The 22460-nt window shown below is 56.9% G+C and carries 16 protein-coding genes; 11 read left to right on the forward strand and 5 right to left on the reverse strand.

All coding sequences use genetic code 11. From position 1 onward, the window contains the following. Nucleotides 1-32: 32 nt before the first annotated feature. The 4 genes from J0A66_RS10030 to J0A66_RS10045 form a co-directional block, all read right to left on the reverse strand. Complete coding sequence (locus J0A66_RS10030) at nt 33-911, reverse strand: transglutaminase family protein (RefSeq protein ID WP_206573663.1); 879 nt, start codon at nt 909-911, stop codon at nt 33-35. Next, nucleotides 908-3397 (reverse strand): circularly permuted type 2 ATP-grasp protein, encoded by a 2490-nt coding sequence (locus J0A66_RS10035; protein WP_206573664.1) that lies wholly within the window; start codon nt 3395-3397, stop codon nt 908-910. The genes J0A66_RS10030 and J0A66_RS10035 overlap by 4 nt, the downstream gene beginning before the upstream one ends. 14 nt (nt 3398-3411) lie before the next feature. After that, nucleotides 3412-6705, reverse strand: a complete 3294-nt coding sequence (locus tag J0A66_RS10040) for a transglutaminase family protein (protein WP_206573665.1) — start codon at nt 6703-6705, stop codon at nt 3412-3414. 171 nt (nt 6706-6876) lie between these two features. Further along, nucleotides 6877-7896, reverse strand: a complete 1020-nt coding sequence (locus J0A66_RS10045; RefSeq protein ID WP_206573666.1) for a serine/threonine dehydratase — start codon at nt 7894-7896, stop codon at nt 6877-6879. Nucleotides 7897-8046: 150 nt separating this feature from the next. On the opposite strand from J0A66_RS10045, the gene J0A66_RS10050 reads away from it, so the two are divergent. From J0A66_RS10050 to J0A66_RS10075, 6 genes are all read left to right on the forward strand, one after another. Continuing rightward, a complete protein-coding gene (locus J0A66_RS10050) occupies nt 8047-8943 on the forward strand; it encodes an aldo/keto reductase (protein WP_206573667.1) in 897 nt (298 codons plus the stop codon). A gap of 1 nt (nt 8944) precedes the next feature. Next, complete coding sequence (locus J0A66_RS10055) at nt 8945-9685, forward strand: SDR family NAD(P)-dependent oxidoreductase (RefSeq protein WP_206573668.1); 741 nt, start codon at nt 8945-8947, stop codon at nt 9683-9685. A 77-nt stretch (nt 9686-9762) separates the two neighbouring features. Continuing rightward, nucleotides 9763-12645: a putative bifunctional diguanylate cyclase/phosphodiesterase gene (locus J0A66_RS10060; protein ID WP_206573669.1), complete on the forward strand. Its 2883-nt coding sequence runs from the start codon at nt 9763-9765 to the stop codon at nt 12643-12645. 97 nt (nt 12646-12742) lie between these two features. Then, nucleotides 12743-13570 carry a TIGR02285 family protein gene (locus tag J0A66_RS10065; RefSeq protein WP_206573670.1) on the forward strand — a complete coding sequence of 276 codons (828 nt, stop codon included), beginning with the start codon at nt 12743-12745 and terminating at the stop codon, nt 13568-13570. Between the two features lie 12 nt (nt 13571-13582). Continuing rightward, nucleotides 13583-13957: a PH domain-containing protein gene (locus J0A66_RS10070; RefSeq protein ID WP_206573671.1), complete on the forward strand. Its 375-nt coding sequence runs from the start codon at nt 13583-13585 to the stop codon at nt 13955-13957. Between the two features lie 82 nt (nt 13958-14039). Further along, nucleotides 14040-15587 carry a putative bifunctional diguanylate cyclase/phosphodiesterase gene (locus tag J0A66_RS10075; RefSeq protein WP_206573672.1) on the forward strand — a complete coding sequence of 516 codons (1548 nt, stop codon included), beginning with the start codon at nt 14040-14042 and terminating at the stop codon, nt 15585-15587. Here J0A66_RS10075 and J0A66_RS10080 read toward each other — a convergent pair. Then, a complete protein-coding gene (locus tag J0A66_RS10080; protein ID WP_206573673.1) occupies nt 15584-17827 on the reverse strand; it encodes a S9 family peptidase in 2244 nt (747 codons plus the stop codon). The genes J0A66_RS10075 and J0A66_RS10080 overlap by 4 nt on opposite strands. Nucleotides 17828-17886: 59 nt before the next feature. Between J0A66_RS10080 and J0A66_RS10085 the strand changes: the two genes are divergently transcribed. The 5 genes from J0A66_RS10085 to J0A66_RS10105 all read left to right on the forward strand — a co-directional run bounded on the left by J0A66_RS10085 (nt 17887) and on the right by J0A66_RS10105 (nt 22286). Next, on the forward strand, nt 17887-18510 hold the full coding sequence (locus J0A66_RS10085) for an NAD(P)H-binding protein (protein ID WP_206573674.1): 624 nt from the start codon (nt 17887-17889) through the stop codon (nt 18508-18510). Further along, nucleotides 18503-19216: a tRNA1(Val) (adenine(37)-N6)-methyltransferase gene (locus J0A66_RS10090; protein ID WP_206573675.1), complete on the forward strand. Its 714-nt coding sequence runs from the start codon at nt 18503-18505 to the stop codon at nt 19214-19216. Before J0A66_RS10085 ends, J0A66_RS10090 begins: the two co-directional genes overlap by 8 nt. A 138-nt stretch (nt 19217-19354) precedes the next feature. Then, nucleotides 19355-19732 (forward strand): hypothetical protein, encoded by a 378-nt coding sequence (locus tag J0A66_RS10095; protein WP_206573676.1) that lies wholly within the window; start codon nt 19355-19357, stop codon nt 19730-19732. A gap of 11 nt (nt 19733-19743) precedes the next feature. Next, entirely contained in the window at nt 19744-20274 is a 531-nt protein-coding gene (locus J0A66_RS10100; RefSeq protein ID WP_206573677.1) for a YgjV family protein, read from the forward strand. Between the two features lie 65 nt (nt 20275-20339). Then, entirely contained in the window at nt 20340-22286 is a 1947-nt protein-coding gene (locus tag J0A66_RS10105) for a S9 family peptidase (RefSeq protein ID WP_206573678.1), read from the forward strand. The last annotated feature ends 174 nt before the right edge of the window (nt 22287-22460 follow it).

Here is a 22460-nt window from a genome sequence, read left to right on the forward strand (position 1 = left end):
TACCGCTGTGGTCCATGGCGGGCGTTTACCCTTCAGTCTAGACGATGCATATCCACCGCCACCTTTAATTGATGCTCGCCGCCGCCGAACATGATGCCCTTGAGGGGGGTGATATCGGCAAAGTCCCGGCCGCTGGCCAGGGTAATGTGCTGTTCGCCGGGCTGCAGGTTGTTGGTCGGATCGAAATCCAGCCAGCCCAGCCCCGGCACATACAGGGCGAACCAGGCATGGGTGGCATCGGCTCCTTCCAGTTTCGGCTGACCAGGTGGTGGAAGGGTCTCGATGTAGCCGCTGACATAGCGGGCTGCCAGTCCCAGGCCGCGCAGGCAAGCCAGGGCCAGGTGGGCAAAATCCTGACAGACGCCCCGTTTATGGGCAAAGACCTCCGAGACCGGCGTATTGATAGTGGTAAAGCTGGCATCAAACTGAAAATCCGTAAAGATTCTGTTCATCAGTTCCTCACAGGCGTCGATGATCGCCCTGCCTGGAGCAAAGGATTGCCGGGCATACTGTCGGATCGCCTCATCAGAGCGGGTGTAACGACTGGGCAGGGCAAACTCGGCACATTGCAGGGTGACGGGATCGGCCGGCTGACTGAGCCTGTCCCGCACCCATTCCCAGGGCAATTGCTGATCAAACAGTCCCTGCTGGGGACGACTGTAGATTTCCACCTCGCTCAGCGCCGTCACCACCATCTGATCATGCAGGGTCGGCACTTCGAACACCGTCACCTGGTTGGCAAAGTAGTCATGATACTCCTGCATGAAATCGGCATTGGGGCTGATGCTTATCTGATGATTCAAACAGCGCTGGAACTCATTATTCTGGGGGATTAGCCGGGCATGATTCTGACTCAGGCTGACCTTCTCCGCGTATTGATAAGTGGTCACGTGTCTGATGCGGTATTTCATACCGGCTCTCCCTTTTCACTGGACCAACTGAGTTTGCGGGACGTCCGGGTATGGGAGAAGTATTCCACCTGCAGGATCTCCTGCAGGGCGTCCAGATGATGGCGGATGGACTGCATCAGACGACGCAGGGCTGGACGTTCACCCCCCTGTTCGGTAAACAGCTCATCCCGCTCCACCAGGCTGCATTCGGCGGTCAGCCTGAGCAGGGCTTTTTGGGTAGCGCTCATAAAACCCGGTTTGTTCTTGGCCGGGAGACGACGGCACAGGGAAACCAGCTTATCCGTCTGGTACGCCAGTGAACGGGGGTATTCCGCATCCAGCAGCAACAGTTCCAGTCCGGTTTCCACGCTCTGGTACATGCGGTAGCGGCGCCGGTGGGTTACCGAACTGACCTGGGCAACCAGCACCGCCTCAAGTACACTTTGTTGTTCAGCCTCCGGCAGGCTTTCACACAACAGGCCTTCGACCATGGCTGACAGTTGCCTGCTGCGTTCCACGCGTCTGCCGATGTCGAGCATAAACCAGCCGTTGCTGTTGGACATGCTGTCCAGCACCGAACCGTTGAAAGCCATCAACTGCCCGACGATGCGATCCAGTGCCGACTGCATCATATGGGTGGCGGTTTGAGGGCCGGTCTTTTCCAGCCTGTGCATTTCCGTTTCGAGGCTTTCGATAATCCTCAGGCTGTCGTAGGAAAGCAGTTCCCTGGCCTGCATGGCGGATTTGAGCAATGTATCCAGGGTGTTGTAAAGGCTGCCCGCAAGCTCACTGCTGCCGATACTGGCCTGTGCCAGTTTCTTGCATTCGGCGGTGCCCGGGTTGCCCCCTTCCGCCGGCAGGCTGTGGTAGGGATAGAGCAGGCTGTGTTGTTCTATGCCAGCCTTCAAACGGGCGACGGCGATGCGATTCTTGGCATCCGGATAAATGGCCAGTTCAGTGAAGCGGTCGATAAACAGGCGTAGCAGCCGACAGATGTCTTCACATCGTTCAAGATAGCAGCCAAGCCAGTACAGGTTTTCTGCCGTGCGGCTGGGGATAAGGCCTTCCACCAGGGCCAGGTCATGCAGCTTTCGCGGTTTGGGCAGACTCAGGGGAGCCAGATCCATGGGCGCCGCCGTCTGCGCCCAGGTGTCTTTGATGCCCTGGCCATTTGCGGCCAGACAAAGAGCGGAGGGCATCACACTGATGCTCTCCGGCTGACACAGGGCATAACAGCGCAGGAACACGGGCCTGGCAGTTAATTGACGTTTATGCAGGAAAGGCGCGCTTTCCAATGTGACCTTGCGACGGAAAAATCCTTCGGCCAACTGGCCGGTGGACAGCTTGTCCATGGCTTCCCGTTGTCGTTCTCCATCCAGCCGGACCTGGGGATCCAGGTAACTGTGGAACTCATAATCCCGCCAATACTGACGCTCGAGGTTGCCGGCCGCCACGCACTCAGGCTCACTCAGCAGCAAAGGTTCGCCCGACAGGCGCTCGGCGAGGGCAGGCAACTGTGTCCTGACAGTGGGAATGTTCAGCAGGCTTGAGCCGAGGGGGTTAAGCAGTTTGACTGTCTGCATGCGCACCGCCTGCAACAGGCCGGGCACGCCTTGCAGCGAATAATCGGCCTGCTCAAGAGGGTCCAGGTAACGGTCTTCCAGCCAGCGGACAATCACGTCCACCTTGCGCAACCCGTCCAGTGATTTCATCCAGACCTTGCCTTTTCGCACGGTCAGATCGGCGCCCCTGACCAGGGTGTAGCCGAGATAGGTGGCGAGATAGGCATGTTCGGAGTAGTTGGGGTCCTCCGGGCCAGGGGTCAGGATAACCACCCTTGGGTCACGCAGACTGCGGGTGGACTGGCCAATGGCCTGTTGGATCTGTTGCAGAAAACTGGCGATACGCTGCACACCGCATTCGGCAAAGACTTCGCTCATGACCCGGCGGGAGACGATGCGGTTCTCCAGCAATAAGCCCAATCCCAGTGGCACCTGGCAATGGTCGTCCAGGATAAACCACCGTCCGGACTGGTCCCTGCCGATATCCATGGCCAGTACAAACAGCCCCTGCTCCTCCGCCGGCAGACTGTAGCTTTCACGCAGGTACAGGGGATGCTGGAACAGGTGTGACGGATTGATCAGGCCCTCACTCAGTAGTGTCTTGTTACCCATCAAATCCTGTAAAACGGTCTGCAGCAGTTTGGCCCGTTGCCGGATGCCACGTTCCAGAAAATGCCAGTCCGCTTCGCTAATCAGCATAGGCAGCGGGTCCAGAGGCGAACGATGCTGATCCCGGGTATCGAGGAAACCACTGTTTTTCAGCAGGCGACGAATTTCTGTGGCGCGGTGGCTGATATCCTCAGCCGACAGGCCGGCCAGATATCCAAACAGACTGGCCAGGGGTCCGGGAACATTCCCTGAACCGGACATTTGATCTTGCAGAAACTGACTAAGCCAGCCTGGCAGGCTCAGTTCAGGATGTTTGTCGACAGCGGTCTGATTCATAAGGTCCTGCTGGGCTATTCAGGGTTTCGACGCAGATCCAGAGTGTTGGGGTAATCCGGGTTCACCGGCTCATCCTCTGGCAGATGGAAGTTTGCCATGCTGTCGTGAGAGGAGAAAGTTCTTTGACTGGCCTGGGGTATCTGATCAGGCTGATGCAAGGCCGGTGGCGTATGTCCATGCTGCCAGAAACGGGCGATACGCCGTCCTTCTGCCTCGAAAGCGTTGACCGGGAAGGTGGCGAAGTTACGTCCGCCAGGGTGGCTCACATGGTAGGTGAAACCGCCCACGGAACGGCCGGACCAGCTGTCATACAGGTCGAATACCAGAGGGGCATGGACGCCGATAGTCGGATGCAGGGCAGAAGGGGGGTGCCAGGCGCGAAAACGGATACCGGCGACAAACTCCCCGCGTCTGGCGGTGCGGTGCAGCGGTACTCGCCGGCCGTTGCAGGACACTATATAACGACCTTCGGGCAGATTAGTCATACGCAACTGTACCCGTTCAAGGGATGAGTCGACGAAACGGGCAGTGCCCGAGGACGTGGCTTCCTCGCCAAGCACATGCCAGGGTTCGATGGCGGCGCGCAGCTCCATCTTTATCTCATCGACAAAGCGTACTCCGCACAGCGGAAAACGAAATGCCAGAAAGGGCTCGAACCAGGCCATTTTTACCGGATAACCGGCCTGTTGCAGATCCCGGCAGATCTCCTGAATATCCTGTTTGACGAAATAGGGTAGCAGGAACTTGTCGTGCAATTCGGTGCCCCAGCGCACCAGCTTCTTCTGATAGGGCTGTTGCCAGAACCAGGCCAGCAGGGTGCGCAGCAGTAACATTTGCACCAGGCTCATACGGGCATGGGGCGGCATCTCAAACCCGCGAAATTCCACCAGCCCCAGCCGGCCCGTGGGAGAGTCAGGGGAATACAGTTTGTCGATGCAGAACTCCGCGCGATGGGTGTTACCGGTCAGATCCACCAGCAAATTGCGCAGCAACCGATCCACCAGCCAGGGGGCCGGGGTTTCACCGGCCGGCATCTGGGAAAAGGCGATCTCCAGTTCATACAGGGATTCGTTGCGTGCCTCATCCACCCTGGGGGCCTGACTGGTGGGACCGATAAACATGCTGGAGAAGAGGTAGGATAATCCGGGGTGGTGCTGCCAGTAGGTAATAAAGCTGCGCAACAGATCCGGTCTGCGCAGAAACGGACTCTGCGCAGGGGTGGCACCGCCCAGGGTCACATGGTTACCCCCGCCCGTGCCGGTATGCCGGCCATCCAGCATAAACTTTTCCGTGCCAAGGCGGCTTTCCCTGGCCAGATGGTAGAGATTTGTGGTGTTGTCCACCAGTTGTGACCAGCTCCGGCAGGGATGCACATTGACTTCGATCACCCCCGGGTCTGGTGTGACGGCAAACTTCTCCAGGCGCGGATCATGGGCCGGGGTGTAGCCCTCCAGCACCACAGGCTGCTTGAGCTCCCTGGCGGTGGCTTCCACTGCGGCCAGTGCCATCAGATAGTGTTCCAGGTGGCTCAGTGGCGGCATAAAGACATACAAACGGCCGTCCCTGACCTCAACTGCCATGGCGGTGGTAACGAGTTTCTCGCTCAGGTAGCCTTGTTGTTTGTCAGGCAATGGGTCCAGAGCGGCGGGGATATCTGCCGGATCGCGCTCCGGCGGTGTTTCGGCCTGGCCCAGACTCTGCAGGGGCAGGCGATAGCCCATGGGCGAGTCGCCGGGTAGCAGGAAACAATGAGCCCGGCGGAACGTCCAGATACAGCTTTGCCAGCCTTCAAAGGCCGGATCCCACTGCAGGGGCAGCACATAGCCGGCGGGCTTTTCCAGCCCACGTTCCAGCTTAGCGAGAAATCCTTGGCGGGTCATGGCGTGCAACAGCTCCGGAGCATCCGGCCCGGGATCCTCTGCCAGGTTGCCTTCCTGCCAGAGATGGTAGAGCACATCCTCATAGGCTGGTTGGGCTGCTTTTTCCTTCAGCCCCAGTTGTCGCGCCAACTGGTGGGCAAACTTCCCAGCCTGCCGGTGATCGGCTGTACCGGACTGATTAATATCGGCCAGCAGGGCGGGATCCTGCCAAAGGGGCTGGCCGTCTTTGCGCCAGTAGCAGGCGTACTGCCATCTGGGCAGGGGCTCGCCCGGGTACCATTTACCCTGTCCGTAATGGCGCAGTTCCCCTTCGGCAAACGTGTCGCACATCTTCAAGAATAAATTGTGCGCCAGGCGTCGTTTGTCCTTGCCGTCCGCCGCGGTGTTCCACTGGGCGCTTTCCATATCGTCGATGGAGATAAAGGTGGGCTCTCCGCCCATGGTCAGTTCGACCCCGTCCCTGGCAAGCTGTTCATCCACCTGATAACCCAGGGCTTCGATGAGACGCCACTGTTCTTCTGAGTAGGGCCGGGTCACCCTCGGGGTCTCCTTCAGCCGGGTCACCTGGTTGCTGTAATCCAGGGTGGACTCACATTGATCGATGGCGCCGGTAACAGGGGCGGCAGAAGCAGGTTCAGGGGTGCAGGCCAGGGGAATATGCCCCTCACCGGCAAACAGACCGGAGGTGGGATCCAGTCCGATCCAGCCGGCCCCCGGCACATAGACTTCGGTCCAGGCGTGCAGGTCGGTAAAATCCTGCTTTGGACCGCTGGGGCCGTCCAGGGACTTCTCGTCTGCGGTCAGTTGTATCAGATAGCCTGACACAAAACGGGCCGCCAGGCCCAGATGACGGAACAGCTGAACCAGCAGCCAGGCCGAGTCGCGACAGGAGCCGGAGGCCTTTTCAAGGGTCTCATCAATGGTTTGCACCCCCGGTTCAAGACGGATGCCGTATTCAATCATGCTATACAGGTGCTGGTTGACGGACACCAGAAAATCGACAGTGGGGGTCTGTTTCTCCGGCCGCACCGCGTCCACCAGTTCCCGGAACGGCTGCTGTCCTGACTGGCATTCCAGGTAGGGTTGCAGATCCTGTTGCAGGCGGGGTTCATAGCTAAAGGGAAACGTCTCCGCATGGCTTTCAAGAAAAAAGTCGAAAGGATTGATCACCGTCATTTCGGCAACCAGATCCACGGTGAACCAGAATTTGCAGGTTTTCTGCGGAAAGACTACCCTGGCCAGGTAATTACCAAAGGGATCTTGCTGCCAGTTGATAAAGTGATCTTCCGGGTAGATCTTCAGGGAGTAACTCTTAACGGGGGTGCGGCTGTGGGCTGCCGGACGCAGACGAAAGACGTGGGGTCCGAGGTTGATGGCCTTCTCGTAATGGTACTCGGTATGGTGCGTGATCCCTACGGTAATGGTCATCTGGCTCTCCTCTCCTGGCAGTGGAATGATGGTTATACCAACCTGATCAATCAGATAGGTATAAGGTTTAGCACATAACCACCGCTAGCGTGGCACAGTCGGCCCCTGTCGGGGCGATCATCCACAATCAGGAAAGAAACTGCCGGCTTTTATGGGCCGGCAATCTGCGGTTTAAAGGATCGGTGGCTGATCCAGATAATCTTCGGCCCAGATTTGCTGCATCCGTTGCTGGTCAATATTACCACCAGACAGAATGACCAGTGTGGTGCTGGGACTGTCCTGCTCCTGCAGCCAGCCTACCACTGCCGCCATGCTCATGGCGCTGGTGGGCTCCACGTGAATTTTCAGCAAATGCTGCAACCACTGGGTCCAGTAAGCGATCTGCGCTTCCTCCACTTCATAAAAACCGTCCAGTTGCTGAAGGAAGGGAAAGGTCAGATCCCCCACGGCCGGGGTGGCGGCGCCGTCGGCCAGGGTCTGTGGCGAGCCGTCCAGCCGGACGATGCGACCCTGGCGCAGGGAATTGGCCGCGTCATTGGCGATAAGCGGTTCGGCGCCGATGACCTGGGCATCCGGACACAGCTCCCTGGATGCCAGCAATGTCCCTGAAATCAGGCCCCCTCCGCCCACCGGGGTAAATACCCCGTCCACCTGCTTGAGATCCTGCAGGGCTTCCAGCGCTGCCGTTCCCTGACCGGCGATAATCTGACTGTGATTAAACGGCGGGATCCACAGGACGCCCGGCTGTCCGGCAGCCTCCTGCACGGCATCATCGGCCTGGGTGCGGGTATCGAACAGGGCCAGCTCCGCCCCATAATATTCGGTCGCAGCGGCTTTCACCCGGGATACTGAGGCTGTGGTAAAAATTGTTGCCGGTATGTCGAACAGGCTGGCGGCATAGGCGATGGCCTGGGCGTGGTTACCGGAACTGTTTGCCACGATATGCTCAGGCAACCGGTCATTTTCCTTCAGCCAGGCCAGCACATTGGTGGCGCCACGCAGCTTAAAGGCGCCGGTACGCTGCAAGCATTCCACCTTGAAAAATATCCTGTGGCCGGCACCTTCCCGCTCCATCTCCTCCGGCGTCAGCCAACTGTCCAGCAGGCTGGAAGTGAGTATGGGGGTGCGATGCACATAGGGGTGGATTCGCTCGCTGGCGGCAAGTACATCCTCAAAGGTTGGCAGACTCATGGGGCTCCTTCTGTTAGCCGGTATAATACTCGGACGACTTTATCACTATTGCCAGGGAAAAGCTGCGACCGGTGCTGGTGGCCACAAGCTGTCTACAGGGTTGGCAAGCTCTGTTACCATAGGGCCAACATCAACAAAATGAACAACAGCATGCAAAGAGTCGAACTGGTTAAAGACAGCTTGAGTTTTTCCCGGATGATTCAAGGTTACTGGCGACTGAATGACTGGGAGATGAGTGCCCAGCAACTGGTGTCCTTTATTGAACAGGGGCTGGAGCTGGGTATTACCACCACAGACCATGCGGATGTGTACGGGGCCTTTACCGAGGAAAGACGATTCGGCCAGGCCCTGAAACTGGCCCCGCACCTGCGTGATAAAATCGAGATCATCTCCAAGTGTGGCATCCTGTTTCCGTGCGAGGAGCAGCCCCGGGTTATAGAGAAGCACTATGACACCCGTCGCGACTACATTATCCGCGCGGCGGAGCGATCCCTGCACGAGCTGGGCATTGAGAGGCTGGATGTGCTGTTGATTCACCGCCCAGATCCGCTGATGGACGCGGATGAAGTGGCCGAGGCCTTCCGTTGCCTGAAACAGGCGGGCAAGGTGAGGCATTTCGGTGTATCTAACTTCAGCACCAGCCAGTTTGCCCTGTTGCAGTCCAGAGTCGATGAGCCGCTGGTCACCAATCAGTTGGAGATCAGTGTCGTGCATCCGGATTATCTGTTCGACGGCACCCTGGATTATCTGCAACAGCACAGGATCAGGCCTATGGCCTGGTCCTGTCTGGGCGGCGGCGAGGTATTCCATGATTACCAGTACAAGGACCTGCGCGTCAGGGCTGCCGAAATCGGTGAACAGATGGGCGCCAGTCTCGACCAGGTGTTGCTGGCCTTTGTACTGGCGCTGCCCTGCCAGGCGATGCCCTTGCTGGGTAGCGGCAACCTGGACAGAATCCGCACCCAGGTGGGGGCGTTGGATCTGAAGTTTGATCGTCAGCAGTGGTTCAGTCTGCTGGAAGTGGCCCGCGGGCAGGCGGTGCCTTGATATGCCGCCTCAAACAACCGCTGTCTGTGTGGTGAGCGGCGGCTCGGCAGGCATTGGCCTGGCTTGTGTGGAAAAATTTATCGCCGCCGGCTTTCGAACCTATAACCTGGATATCCAGGCAGGCCCTGCCGGCGAGTTTATCCCCTGTGATATGCAGGACGTTGCCCAAATCCAGGCCGCCCTGGCAAAGATTGAGCAGGACAGCGGCCGGCTGGACTGTCTGGTCTGCAATGCCGGTATCCACTATTCGGCCAGTATTGAAGACACCAGTGAGGCCATGCTGGACAAGGTACTGGATATCAATGTCAAAGGGGCTTTCAGGCTTATCAGGCACGGTCTGCCCCTGATGAAAGCACAGGGGGAGGGGCGCATTATCCTGTTGTCTTCTGACCAGGCACTGGTCGGTAAGCGTAATTCCTTTGCCTACAACCTGTCCAAGGCGGCGCTGGCTTCCATGGCCCGCACCACGGCATTGGATTACGCCCGGTACGGGATTCGCGTCAATGCGGTGTGCCCCGGTACTGTCGAAACACCCCTCTATCATCAGGCTATTGAACAGTATTGTCTCCGTTCTGGCGCCGACAAGGCTCAGGTGCACGCCGAGGAAGCGGCCGCGCAGCCCGTCGGCCGTCTTGGTCGGCCCCAGGAAGTGGCCGAACTGGTGTATTTTCTCGGCAGCGGCAAGGCTGACTTTATAACCGGCAGCCTGCAGGTGATAGATGGGGGCTTTACCGCTCAATAGGGGCGGGCATACCCGGCTGTCATCAATATGTCATCTGCCGGCCTTACATTGAGTACTTCTCAGTTAAGGCGGTGATTATGTTGTTCAAGCCGTTTGACAGAGTCAATGCATTACCTTTGGCTCTGTTTGCTGTCCTGTGTCTTATCTTCAGCCTGGTTAGCCTGTATCTGGAAAACCAGGAACAGCGGCGTCTAGCCTCCAAGGCCAGGGTGGTTGCCCAGCAGGTTACCAACAGTATTGAAGTCTTCTCCGCCGACCGGCTGCGGGCGCTGGAGGATTTGATGATCACCTGGCCCGAATACCACCCCAATCATACAGACTGGTTTAATTCTCACGCCGTGACCATGCACCACGTGTTGCCGGGATTTGACGATATTCTGTGGGCCGATGAAAACAAGCTTGTCCAATGGAACATCAAAGGCCAGGCAAGAAGCGCACTGCTGCATCAATCCCTGTCCGACCTGGGGCTGCACCTGGAAAGGTATGATCAGGTGGATTTTGTCAGCTCGCTGCAGGGGAAGGAACAGGGGTACTACGCCTGGGTCGCCAGAGCCATCAATCCCTACGATGACAGCTACGGCTATGTGGCGGCCAGTTTCGATATTCAGGCCACGCTGTCGGTGATGGTGGGGGAGCTAATCGGACCCGACTTCAATTTCCTCATGCTGGATGGGGAAAAGCCGATGATGATAAACGGCAAGCTGGTTGACGACGAGCCGGTAATAGAACAAAAGGTGAGCTTTGCAGGCCGGCAATGGACACTCGAACTGCAGGGTAATCGCGGCAGTTTGCAGATCGGCAGGATAGTGTTCGGCCTGGGCATGCTGATGTCGCTGATGATTAGCATCATCCTGCAGCGGCAATTGCGCAGCGCATTCAAACTCAGTCAGTCGCAGGAACGTTACCAGGCTGCCAGCGAGTCCTCCCTGGACGCCATCCTGGTTTTGCAGGCCGAGCATTGTGACAAGGGGCAGGTGGTGGATTTCCGCCTGCTGGAGTCCAACCGCATGGCTAGGCGAATCTTCGTCCACCAGGACGGCTGCCTGCAACATAAGTCCCTGGGCGAGCAGTTGGCTGCCCTGGGCCACCCGGAACTGCTGCAGGCCTGTATCCGGGTCTGTGAAACCGGCGCTGCATATGAGCAATATCTCGCAACCCCCAGTGAACTCATACGTGCCCAGTGGATCAAGATCCAGGTGGTCAGGGCGGGCAGCGGCATTGCCATCACGGTCAGGGACATTACCGCCCGGCGCCAAAGCGAGCAGGCATTGCGTGAAAGTGAAGAGAAGTTTCGCCGGCTGGTGGACGGTCTTAACGGCCACTTTATTTATTCCCATGATCTGGCGGGCAATGTGAGTTTCGTCAGCCACAGTGTGCAGGATATTCTGGGCTACAGCCCGGCCTATTTCCGGCAGAACTACCGCCGCTGTGTTAAACGCGCCCCTGAGGATATGGAGAAGATTCGCCGGCAATTGCTCCAGGGCAAGCGACCGCCCCCCTATGTAGTGGAGTACTACACCCGGGAGGGACAGACCAAGCAGATTGAATACCGGGATTCGCCGGTGTTCGATACGCAGCGCAATCTTATTGCAATTGAAGGTATAGGCCGGGATGTGACTGCCGATCTGGCCCTTCAGCAACAGGTATATCACCAGGCCAACCACGACCAACTGACCGGCCTTTACAACCGCTATGCCTTCGATCGCCTGCTCAAGGAGCAACTGGCCAGAGCCAGGGAACAGGGTAAGCCGTCGGTGCTCTGTTATATCGACATGGATCAGTTCAAACTGGTCAACGACTCCTGTGGTCATCAGGCTGGCGACGAACTGCTCAGACAGGTGGCCAATCTGTTGTCCGGGAACCTGCAGTCCGCCGATATCCTGGCCAGGGTAGGGGGCGATGAATTCTGTCTGGTGTTTGCCGATACGCAGGTCAGCGAGGTGCTGCCCAAACTGAATGACATGCTCAATGCCATACGCAGCTTTCGTTTTATCTGGCAGGACAAGGTTTTCCATATCGGTGCCAGTATCGGCGTTGCCGAAATTAACGCCAGGACCCTGAGTAGCACCGAGCTGATCAAGGCGGCCGATCACGCCTGCTACAGTGCCAAAAACCTGGGACGTAACCGCTACCATGTGTTCGATGCCACGGACCAGCAACTTAACTATCAGCAAAATGAGTTGGAATGGGTCAACGACATCCAAAAAGCGTTGCTGGAAGACAGATTTGAACTCTTTTATCAGACCATTGAACCCCTCAACCAGCCCGGTGAAGGATTGCACTATGAGATCCTGGTCCGCATGCTGGGCAAGGAAGGCGAATACCTGAATCCCGGCGTCTTCATTCCCGTGGCGGAACGCTATGGTCTGATGAGCAAACTGGATGAATGGGTTTTCAATCACACGATTGGGGCACTGGAGGCGCATCCGGAGCATCTGGACAGGCTGGGGAAATGCGCCATCAACCTCTCCGGTGTGACGCTGGGCAGCGAGGAATTTCTCGATAAGATTGTCCTGCGTCTGAGGCATTCCATGGTGCCGCCGGAGAAAATCTGCTTCGAAGTCACCGAGACCGCAGCGGTCACCAATCTGGCGTCGGCCAGTCGTTTTATCAATACCTTACGTGAACTGGGCTGCCGGTTTGCCCTGGATGATTTTGGTGCAGGCATGTGCTCTTTTACCTATCTGAAAAACATGGCGGTGGATTACGTGAAGATCGACGGCTCCTTCGTGCGCAATATGTGCCGGGACCGGTGCGACTATGCCACAGTCAAGGCCATTCATGAGATTGCCAGCAGTATGGGTAAACTGACCGTCGCCGAGTTCGTCTCCGACCTGGAGACCCGCCAGGCCTTGCTGGAACTGGGTATCGGCTACGGTCAGGGATTTGCTTTGGGCAAGCCTGCCCCACTGCAGGTACTGCTGGGCAATACCCCGTCATTAGTGCAAAAGCTGGCCTGAAAAACGCAAACAAATTTTTCTGTTAAACCCCTTCCGGACTATCTGGCTGAGTGATTTTCTGATAATACTTGAACTGTGATTCATCGACTGATTCTCTATGCCGCTTGTTTTGCTGTTGATGCTGTTCTTGCCTGCTTTGGTGAAAAGCCAGGAAATCCTCTGGCTTCGCCCGGACTTTCCGCCTGCCACTTTTGTAAGGGGTCCCCTGCAGGACAAGGGTTACAATGATTTAAGCCGGTTGTACCTGGCTGATCGGTTGCCGGAATATACCCACAGGGTGGAGGAAGCCAGCTATGAACGGATCGCAAGGGTCATGAAAGAGCGCAATGCCTGCATTGTCGGTTTCTATAAATCCCCCCAGCGTGAAAAGCATATCCTCTATTCCCAGCCCAGACTGATGATACTGGCCAACGGTTTGATTATTCGTGCCAGTGACAGGCAGCGCTTCGCTCCGTTTCTGCGGGAGGATGGCATAGATGTGGAAAAGTTGGCCGAGCAGAAAAGTTTGCTGGCAGGCGTGGCGGATGGCCGTCTGTACAAGGGCAGTATCGACCCGCTCATCGAGCGTCATCGGACCGACGGACACTTTCATTTACGTAGCGGCCAGGATGTGTTTTTCGGTTTACTGCGAATGCTGGACAGGGGAAGAATCGATTATACCTTCGGCTTCCCGGTGGAGCTCACCTACCAGCAGCGGGCCCAGAGCCTGTCCCAGGCCATGGTTTTCCTGCCGGTGGCCGGCATGCCCAAAGCGACACAAAGCTATGTGGCCTGCAGCCGCAATCCCTGGGGTGAAAAGGTGATCGCCAGAATTAACGGGATTATTGCAGCCCACCGGCTGGATCCGGAATATCTGAGTTACTACCAGTCTTGGCTTGACCCGGACAGCCGGGCCTTTCATCAGCGACTGACTGAAGCACAATAGGGGAGGAATACAATGGGACTACTGGATGCCCTGATGGGCAATGCATCGGAAGTGGACAGTGGCGAGGTGGCCAGGGAACTTGAGCCAATCCTGGGCGACAATGAACAGGTCGATAAGGTCTACAAACTGGTCAGGGACATGTATGTGTTCACCAACAAGCGACTGATCCTGATCGACAAGCAGGGAATGACGGGACGCAAGGTGGAATATCACTCCATCCCTTACCGGGCTATTACCCAGTTTAAGGTGGAAACCGCGGGACATTTCGATCTGGATGCGGAGCTCTCAGTCTGGATCTCCGGCAGCAGCGATCCTATCAAACGCGAATTGAAGAAGAATACTGCTGCGGGTATCCAAAAGTGCCTGGCAAACTGGATGTTCGCCTGATAAAACGTTAATTTGATCGGACGAACTGAACAGTTGCTTTAATCGGTCGGCTCGGTCACGAGGCATTAAGTAGGGAAGCGAAATGAGAAAGGTATTGAAGTCTGCTGGCCTGATAGCGCTGATCTATACCCTGCTGGGGGCCAGTTGGATCCTGTTCTCGGACTTGGCAGTGGAAAGGTTTGTCAGCGACCACGACCTGCAACGGCAGGTACAGACCTACAAGGGCTGGGCTTATGTGTTGGTCAACGCCACGCTGTTGTTTTTGCTGATTTCCCGCGCCCTGAGCTATTTTGACAAGGCGACCCAGCGGGATCCCCTGACCAAGCTTTACCGCCACTACCAGTTCACCGGTTATCTCAAGGAAATGCTGAGTCGTCAGTTGCCGGCTGGGCGTCAGGTCATACTGCTCTACCTGGATATCGACAAGTTCAAGAGCATCAATGAAAAGCTCGGCTACCAGGGCGCGGATATTTTTCTGCAAAGCTTTAGTGACAGGTTGCGCAGTCATTATCAGGCAGACACCCTGATGGCGAGGCTGGGTGCCGATCAGTTCGCCCTGGCCAAGCCGCTTGGCGGCAGCGGGGATGATTACGAGGCGGAAGGGCATTATCTGCAGCAGTTATTTGCCGAAGGCGCAGCAGAAGCTGGCCTGGATATAGGATGCAGCATCGGCGTGGCGCTGGCGCCTGAGGACGGCAGAAATGCCCGTGAGCTGCTGTCGGCGGCCTTTATCGCTCTGAAGAACGGCAAGCAGGAGCAGCCGGGTACGATTCAATTGTATAATCGCAATATGTCCCGGGATGAAAATGAGCGTCAGGCCATGCTGACAGACTTGCGGGAGGCTATTGCCGGGCGCCGGCTGTCACTGGTGTATCAGCCCCAGTTTGACTCCTTCAGCCAGGAACTGACCGGCTGTGAGGTGTTGTTGCGCTGGCATTGTCCGAAACGGAGTTTTGTCTCGCCCGCCGAGTTTATCCCACTGGCTGAGGCCAATAATCTGATGTCAGCCATCAGCGCTTTTGTGGTCGAACAGGCCAGCCTTGAGCTGCAGCAAAGTGGTCTTCTGGGCCAGCAGGTTCAGCGGGTGTCGGTGAATGTTTCTGCCATGGAATTCAGCAATCCGGCGCTGATGGAGAACCTGCTGACCCGGCTTCGTGCCAACGAGTCTCTCTATCCCTACCTGCAGTTGGAAATTACTGAAACCGCTGCCCTGTCGGATCTGGGGGGCAGCGTCAAACTTCTCGCCGAACTGCGCCGCCAGGGCCTGAAATTTTCCATTGATGACTTTGGTACCGGCTACTCGTCGCTGATGATGCTCAAGGAACTGCCCATTGACGAGATCAAGATAGACAGAGCTTTTATCCATGACATGCTGGATCAACCCAAAGCCATTGCCATTATCGAAACCCTGGCCAGCGTTGCCCGCAAACTGGGCATCAGCGTGGTTGCCGAAGGAGTGGAGACAGAGGAACAACTGCAGCGGCTCAAAGATTGCGGTTGTCACGAAGTGCAGGGCTATCTGCTGGCCCGGCCAATGAAAATTGCCGAGTTTGTCACCTTCCTGCAACGGGGCAGTCCATCCGGTACCGGCCGTCGGCGCAGTGACGCGACGGCCGACAAAGTGCTCTAGTCAGAGATCGGAAAGACCTCCTGTTGGGATGGCTTGCCCAGATGCCGGTCAAAAAAGCCTGTGATGGTGCGATACAGGTGAATACTGGTCTGTTTGCCGCGAATGCCGTGCTTCTTGCCCGGGTAGTCCATCATTTCAAAGGGCAGGGCCAAATCCTGCAGGGCCTTGTACAGACGCGTGCTGTGGGTAAACAGCACATTGTCATCGGCCATGCCATGGTAGATCAACAGGTCGCCTCTGAGGTTGCCGGCATGGGGAAATACCGATGATGCCTGATACCCTTTGGCATTATTGGCGGGGTGGTCCATATAGCGCTCGGTGTAATGGGTATCATACAGCAGCCAGTCGGTGACGGGCGCCCCGGCGACGCCGGCGGCAAAGGTATCCGGAGACTTGAACATACTCATCAGGGCCATATAACCACCGTAACTGTGGCCGTAGATACCGAGCCGCTTGCTGTCCACATAGGGCAGTTGGCTGAGAAACTGCACACCCGCCACCTGATCCCGCACTTCCACTTCGCCCATGTTGCGGTAAATGGGCTCCTCAAATGCCTTACCCCGGAAGTTTGAGCCGCGATTGTCGATGCTGAACACCACATATCCCTGACTCACCCAGTATTGCATCACCAGGCCACGCGGACCGGCCCAACTGTCCTGAACCACCTGGGCATGAGGCCCGCCGTACAGGTAGACGATGGCCGGATGCCTGCCCGACAGCTTCTGGGGAGTATAAAGGCGGTAATAGAGCCTGATGCCTTCTTCAGTGGTGAAATGACCAAAGGTGGGTTTTACCCACTGATGCTGATAAGGGGCCAGCGGGTGTTGTTCGTCGATGATATTTTCCGCCAGCCAGGCCAACTGTTCGCCGTCCGGCTTATGCAGGCTTATCTGTGGAGGCTGATTGACATTGGAATAGCTGTCGACGAAGAGTTTGGCCTGCTGATCGAAGCTGATACTGTGGAAGCCCGGCCGGGTGGTGATGCGTTGGGGTTCCCCGCCGTCCAGACTGACCCGGTACAGATGCTTTTCCAGCGGCGAGTCCCTGCGGCCGGTAAAATAAATCTGCCGGGCGGTTTCGCTGACTGCGCTCAGGTTGTCCATCACCCAGTCGCCCCTGGTCAGTTGCCTGACCAGCTTGCCGCTGTTATGGAACAGATACAGATGTTTGAAGCCGTCCCGCTCCGAGGCCCAGATAAAATGCGGGCTTTGTTTCAGAAAATGCAGGTCCTCATGCAGGTTGACCCAGGTGGGGCTGGTCTCGCTCAACAGTAACAGCGATTCACCGCTTTGGACATTGACCTTACGTAATTCGAGTCCCTTCTGATCGCGGCTCTGCCACTGGTAAGCCAGGTGGAGACTGTCGCGCATCCACTTGACCCGCGGCAGGTACATGTCCTGCTCACTGCCCAGATCAATCCAGCGGGTCTGCAAATCGTCCAGGGTGGTCACGGCCAACTGGACTTTGACGTTGGCGGTGCCGGCCCTGGGATAACGCTGGGTGATAGTGTCTATCTTGTCGGCGTAGATTTCGCTGCGGGTGACTTCCTCCACCGGCGTTTCGTCGATTCGGGTATAGGCAATCCGGCTTTCATCCGGCGCCCACCAGTAGCCCGTCATCCTGCCCATTTCCTCCTGTGCAACGAATTCGGCCATGCCATATTTGATGGGGCCCTGGCCATCCGTGGTGATAGCGGTTTCCTGACCCGTGGCGATATCCATGACGTGCAGGTTTTGGTTACGGATAAAGCTGATCTTGTTGCCCTTTGGTGAGAATCTCAGGTCGGTCTCGAACTCCTGCGTATTCAGCAAACGCCGGGGCTGGCTCTCCCCCAGGCGAAAATAGTAGGCATCGCCGGCCAGGGGAAACAGCAGTGCTTTGCCATCATCAGACCATTGGTAGTCGACAATTCCGCTGCCATGCAGGCGCAGGCGTTCACGACGGGCTTTTTCTTCATCGGAAAGCTGTTCCTGGCCCTGGTGCAATGTGTCAGAATCTAGCAGTCGGCGGGTCTTGCCGCTGGCGATATGGTATTCCCACAGATCGTATCTTTCGTAGTCGGACTCCTTGCCCTTTAAAAAGGTGACCCGGCTGGCGTCGGGGGAGATTTTCAGTTTTACCGGCGTCCCGCCTTCCAGCGAGGGCGAGGAGAAGATGCGTTCCAGAGTCAGGGTTTGTGGTTCAATGGCCATGGCAGACAGACTCATCAGCAGCAGGGCCAGGCAACAGGTTGTTTTCATGAGACATGGGATCCTGTGGGTTCAGTGTTGCAAATATGCCGACATTCTAGAGGTAAAGGATGCAGACAGGAAATATGACGGCCCTTGTGCTGGGCGCGACAGGCCTGGTGGGCCGGGAACTGGTCAGACAATTGCTGGCGGATGGCCGCTACACCAGGGTGACCTGTCTGCTCCGCCGACCCCTCAATGAGTTCTCTCACCCCAAACTGACTGTTGTGCAGGCCGACTTCGGGCTGTTGCAGGAATACGAGGGCTATTTCAAGGCGGATCATCTGTACATTTGCCTCGGTACCACAATGAAAAAGGCGGGCAGCCGGGAAGCCTTCCGGCGAGTGGACTTTGACTATGTGCATATCGCAGCGCAACTGGCCAGGGCGCAAAAGGTTAAAAGTCTGGTCTGGATCTCTTCGGTGGGCGCCGATGCCGGCTCCTCCAGCTTCTATCTGCGCACCAAAGGCGAGTTGGAAAATGCCATTTTCAGAATACCTGGGCTGGGGCCCGCGGCAGCTGTACGTCCTTCACTACTCCTGGGCAAACGCAGCGAAGCCCGGCCGCTGGAACAGTTAGGCATGCTTCTCGGCCGGTTGCTGGGTCCCCTGATGAGAGGGCCGCTGGCAAAGTACCGACCAGTGCCGGCGGCTCAGGTCGCATCGCAGATGATCGGATTGCAACGCTTTGACTAAGGGCTTTCAGTTTAAACAGTTCTTTGTTCGCCACGATCGTTGCGCCATGAAAGTGGGCACCGACAGCATCATGCTGGGTAGCTGGGTGATGCCGGGTCACGCAAAGACTGTTCTGGATATCGGCACGGGCAGCGGCCTGCTGGCCCTGATGCTGGCTCAGAAATGCCTGCCGGCTGCCAGCATATCGGGCATTGACATAGATCCCCATGCCATCGAACAGGCCCGTGACAATGCACAAGTTTCTCCCTGGGCCAGGCAGCTTGTCTTTGATTGCATCGCACTGCAGGATTTTAGGCCGGACTGTCCGCTGGAGCTGATTGTCAGCAATCCACCCTATTACCCTGCAGGGCAGCGTTTCGACAAGGCCCGGGAGCAAGCCCGGCACACCGGCATGCTAAGTCATGCTGCGCTGCTCGGTTGGGTCAGTGGCCATCTGGCCGAAAACGGCCGCTTTGCCTGCGTATTGCCGGTGAGTACAGCGCTGCCACTGATGGACAAAGCGGCCGGTTATGCCCTGAGTCTCAGCCGCCGCCTGGATGTCAGCACCACAGCCAGTAAGCCCGTCAGCCGTGTGCTGATGGAATTTATCCGTACAAAGAACCAAGCCAGTACGCCACAAGAGGAGCAATTGACTATTTATGCGCAAGGGCCGCAATATAGTCAGGCCTACCGGCAGCTTTGCCGGGACTATTATCTGAACTTTTAAGAAAAGCCGTTCGCCGGCAACTATAGTGAAAGGAAAGAGGACTTCGATAAAGACGAACCATTTATTCCAACCGGATTAATCTTTCGCTGAATGCACAAAAGATTAATCTGGCTGGTACTAAGACTTAAGGGGGGAGCTATGCGCGCTACCAGGTTACCCGAGAGTATTGCTTCATTGTTCGATCATCTTCAGTTAGTCGAGCTGGAATGGCAAAACCGCTGTATCCAGATCCCCAAATTCGCTGTCTATGCCATCCTTGACCGCCCGGTCTTCGACCGTTACATGTACCGGGAGGGGAAGCGCATGGGCATTATTCAGATGGAGCCCTATCATATTCCGGTACTGGACCCATTCCTGGGTGGTATCGATGCCGAGCCGCCCCATGTGGTGGTCATCAGCCACAGCAAGGGCAATAAGTTTGGTCTGTTTGGCTACCCGGCCGAGAGAGTGCGGGATGATATTATCCTGTCCATCAGGAATCAGGCCGTTTCCCGTATTGTCAGGGCGTTCTGCTGAATGAGGACGGATTGACGGATATCTGGCTGGCCGAGGGATTCGGCGCCCTGGCGCTGGTATGCAACTTTATTGCTTACCGGCAAAACCGGGTGAACCATTATCGCTTTATATCAGCGCTGGGATTGACTTTTCTCAGCACCCATTTCTTTCTGCTAAGTGCGATGGCGGCGGGTATCGGCTGCGGGTTGGCGGCCATCCGCAACCTGATTGCCCTGCGCTACCGGCCCCTCTGGCTGGTGTACTTCTTCGTCCTGCTGCACCTGCCGTTCTTTATTTACGAATGGTGGTGGCTGAACCACGGCTGGCCCATTATCCTGGCGTATGTGTCGGCCATTATCTTCACCCTGGGTTCCCTGCTATTACAGCATACCCATCGCATCCGCCAGTGGTTTATCCTCGCCGAAGGCCTGGGCCTGGCCTATGCCCTGCTGGTAGGCAGCCTGTTCGGCAGCCTGTTTAATATCAGTAATCTGAGCAGCATCGGCATTAAGCTTTACCAGGATCGCAGGCCGAAGCGGGCACGTCAGTCAGACGCCGACTGATCCCCGATTTGCCTGGTCCGTTGCATCCTGCCTATACTGGATTCGCTTAAACAGGGAGTAAAATAATGAAAAATAAAGGTTTGCTATCGGTTCTTCTGCTGCTGGTCAGTTTGCCGCTGCTGGCGGTGGAAACCCGCACCGCCAATAACGGCAATCTGGTGATGGAAGACATCCCCCAGATCCCGGACACCATAGTTCAGGATCTTAATCGGTACCAGAATGTCCGCTCCGCCCCATTCCAATCTTTCAGCCAATCCGGCGACAGTCTGTACATTACCACCCGTTTCGGTGACGTGGCGCAACTGCACCGGGTAGACAAACCGGCCGGCGCCCGTCATCAACTGACCTTTTTCGACGAGCCCATCGGCTCGGTACAAAGGCGTCCTGGCAACGATCACATAGCCTTTACCATGGATGCCGGCGGCAGCGAGAATGCCCAGATTTTTTTGTTTGACCCCAAAGACGGCAGCAGCAGGCTGCTGTCCGACGGTGAGTCCAGAAACGGCGCCGTCCTGTGGAGTAACCAGGGGGACAGGCTGGCTTTCCAGAGCACCCGGCGTAACGGCGCCGCCAACGATATCTGGCTGCTTGAACCGGACAAGCCCGAAGCGGCCACCTTGCTGATGGAATCCGGCGATGGCAGTTGGTGGGGACCGTCTGACTGGAACAGTGACGACAGCAAGCTGTTGATCCAGCAATATGTCAGTGCCAGCGATTCGCGCATCTACCTGCAAGCCGTTGGCGCTAAGGACAAGACGCTGCTGGCCGGCTCGGCTGACGCGCCTACCACTAACTTTGCCCTGGCTTTCGATAGCAAAGACAAGGGGATGTTCCTGATCACCGACCGTTTCGGTCAGTTCCAGCAACTGGCTTATCAGGCCTTTGACGGCAGCGAAGCCAAGCCCATCACCCGGGACATCCCCTGGGATGTGGACGGCTTTGCCATCAGTAAAAAAGGTGACAGGGCGGCCTTTATTGTCAATCAGGACGGTTTCCATGCCTTATACCTGCTGGACACCCACAGCTTGAAATACCAACAGGTGGACGGGCTACCTATTGGGCTTGCCGGGGGATTGCAGTTCGATGAGCAGGGCAAGACCCTGGGACTGACCCTGAATACCGCCCAGACCCCCAGCGACAGTTTTGTGCTGACGCTGGGTAAAAAGCCGCTGGAATACGGCAAGCTGACCCGCTGGACCTATAGCGAGGTGGGCGGTCTGGATACGGATAAGTTTGTGCAACCCGAGCTGGTGCGATATGAATCATTCGATGAGCGACGGATCCCGGCCTTTGTCTATAAGCCCAACAAGCAGGGCCCCCACCCTGTGGTCATCAGCATTCACGGCGGACCGGAAGCCCAATACCAGCCTTCTTTTTCCAGCACCTTCCAACTTTGGGTGGAAAAGCTTGGGGTGGCGGTGATCGCGCCCAACGTCCGCGGCTCTGCAGGATACGGTAAGGAATACCTGAGCCTGGACAATGGCTTTAAACGTGAGGACTCAGTGAAAGATATTGGCGCCCTGCTGGACTGGATTGCCACACAAGAGGATCTGGACAGCAGCCGGGTCGCAGTCTTTGGCGGCAGCTACGGCGGGTACATGGTGCTGGCCAGCAGCATGCATTACAGCGACAGGCTCAAAGCCGCGGTGGACATAGTGGGGATTTCCAACTTTGTCACTTTCCTGGAGAACACCGAGGACTATCGCCGCGATCTGCGCCGGGTGGAGTACGGCGATGAGCGCGACCCCGAGATGCGCGAATTCCTGGAAAAAATCAGCCCCAGCAACAATGTGGACAAGATCAATGTGCCCATGTTCGTCATCCAGGGCCAGAACGACCCCAGGGTACCGGTGAGCGAGGCCGAACAAATAGTCGCGGCCCTGCGCAATGCCGGCAAACCGGTGTGGTACATGAACGCCCTGAACGAGGGCCACGGCTACCGTAAAAAGGAAAATCGCGATATCTACCAGCAGGCGGTGGTGTTGTTCTTCCAGCAGCATTTGCTGAAATAACTGGTTCTGAAGGCGGGCCACGGCCCGCCTGAGTCGCCGCAGGAGCCGGCAATTTTTGCCGTTGCCCGTTAGAAAAGATAATGCGGCAGACACCGTCCTGAAAGCATCCCCTCTGCTATACTCTCTGAGCGCCGGGCCCCAAGGGCCTTCTAGCCTTATCCCCCCAGCCAGGCG

Source organism: Bowmanella dokdonensis (genome assembly GCF_017254865.1).
Classification (GTDB): Bacteria; Pseudomonadota; Gammaproteobacteria; order Enterobacterales; family Alteromonadaceae; genus Bowmanella; species Bowmanella dokdonensis.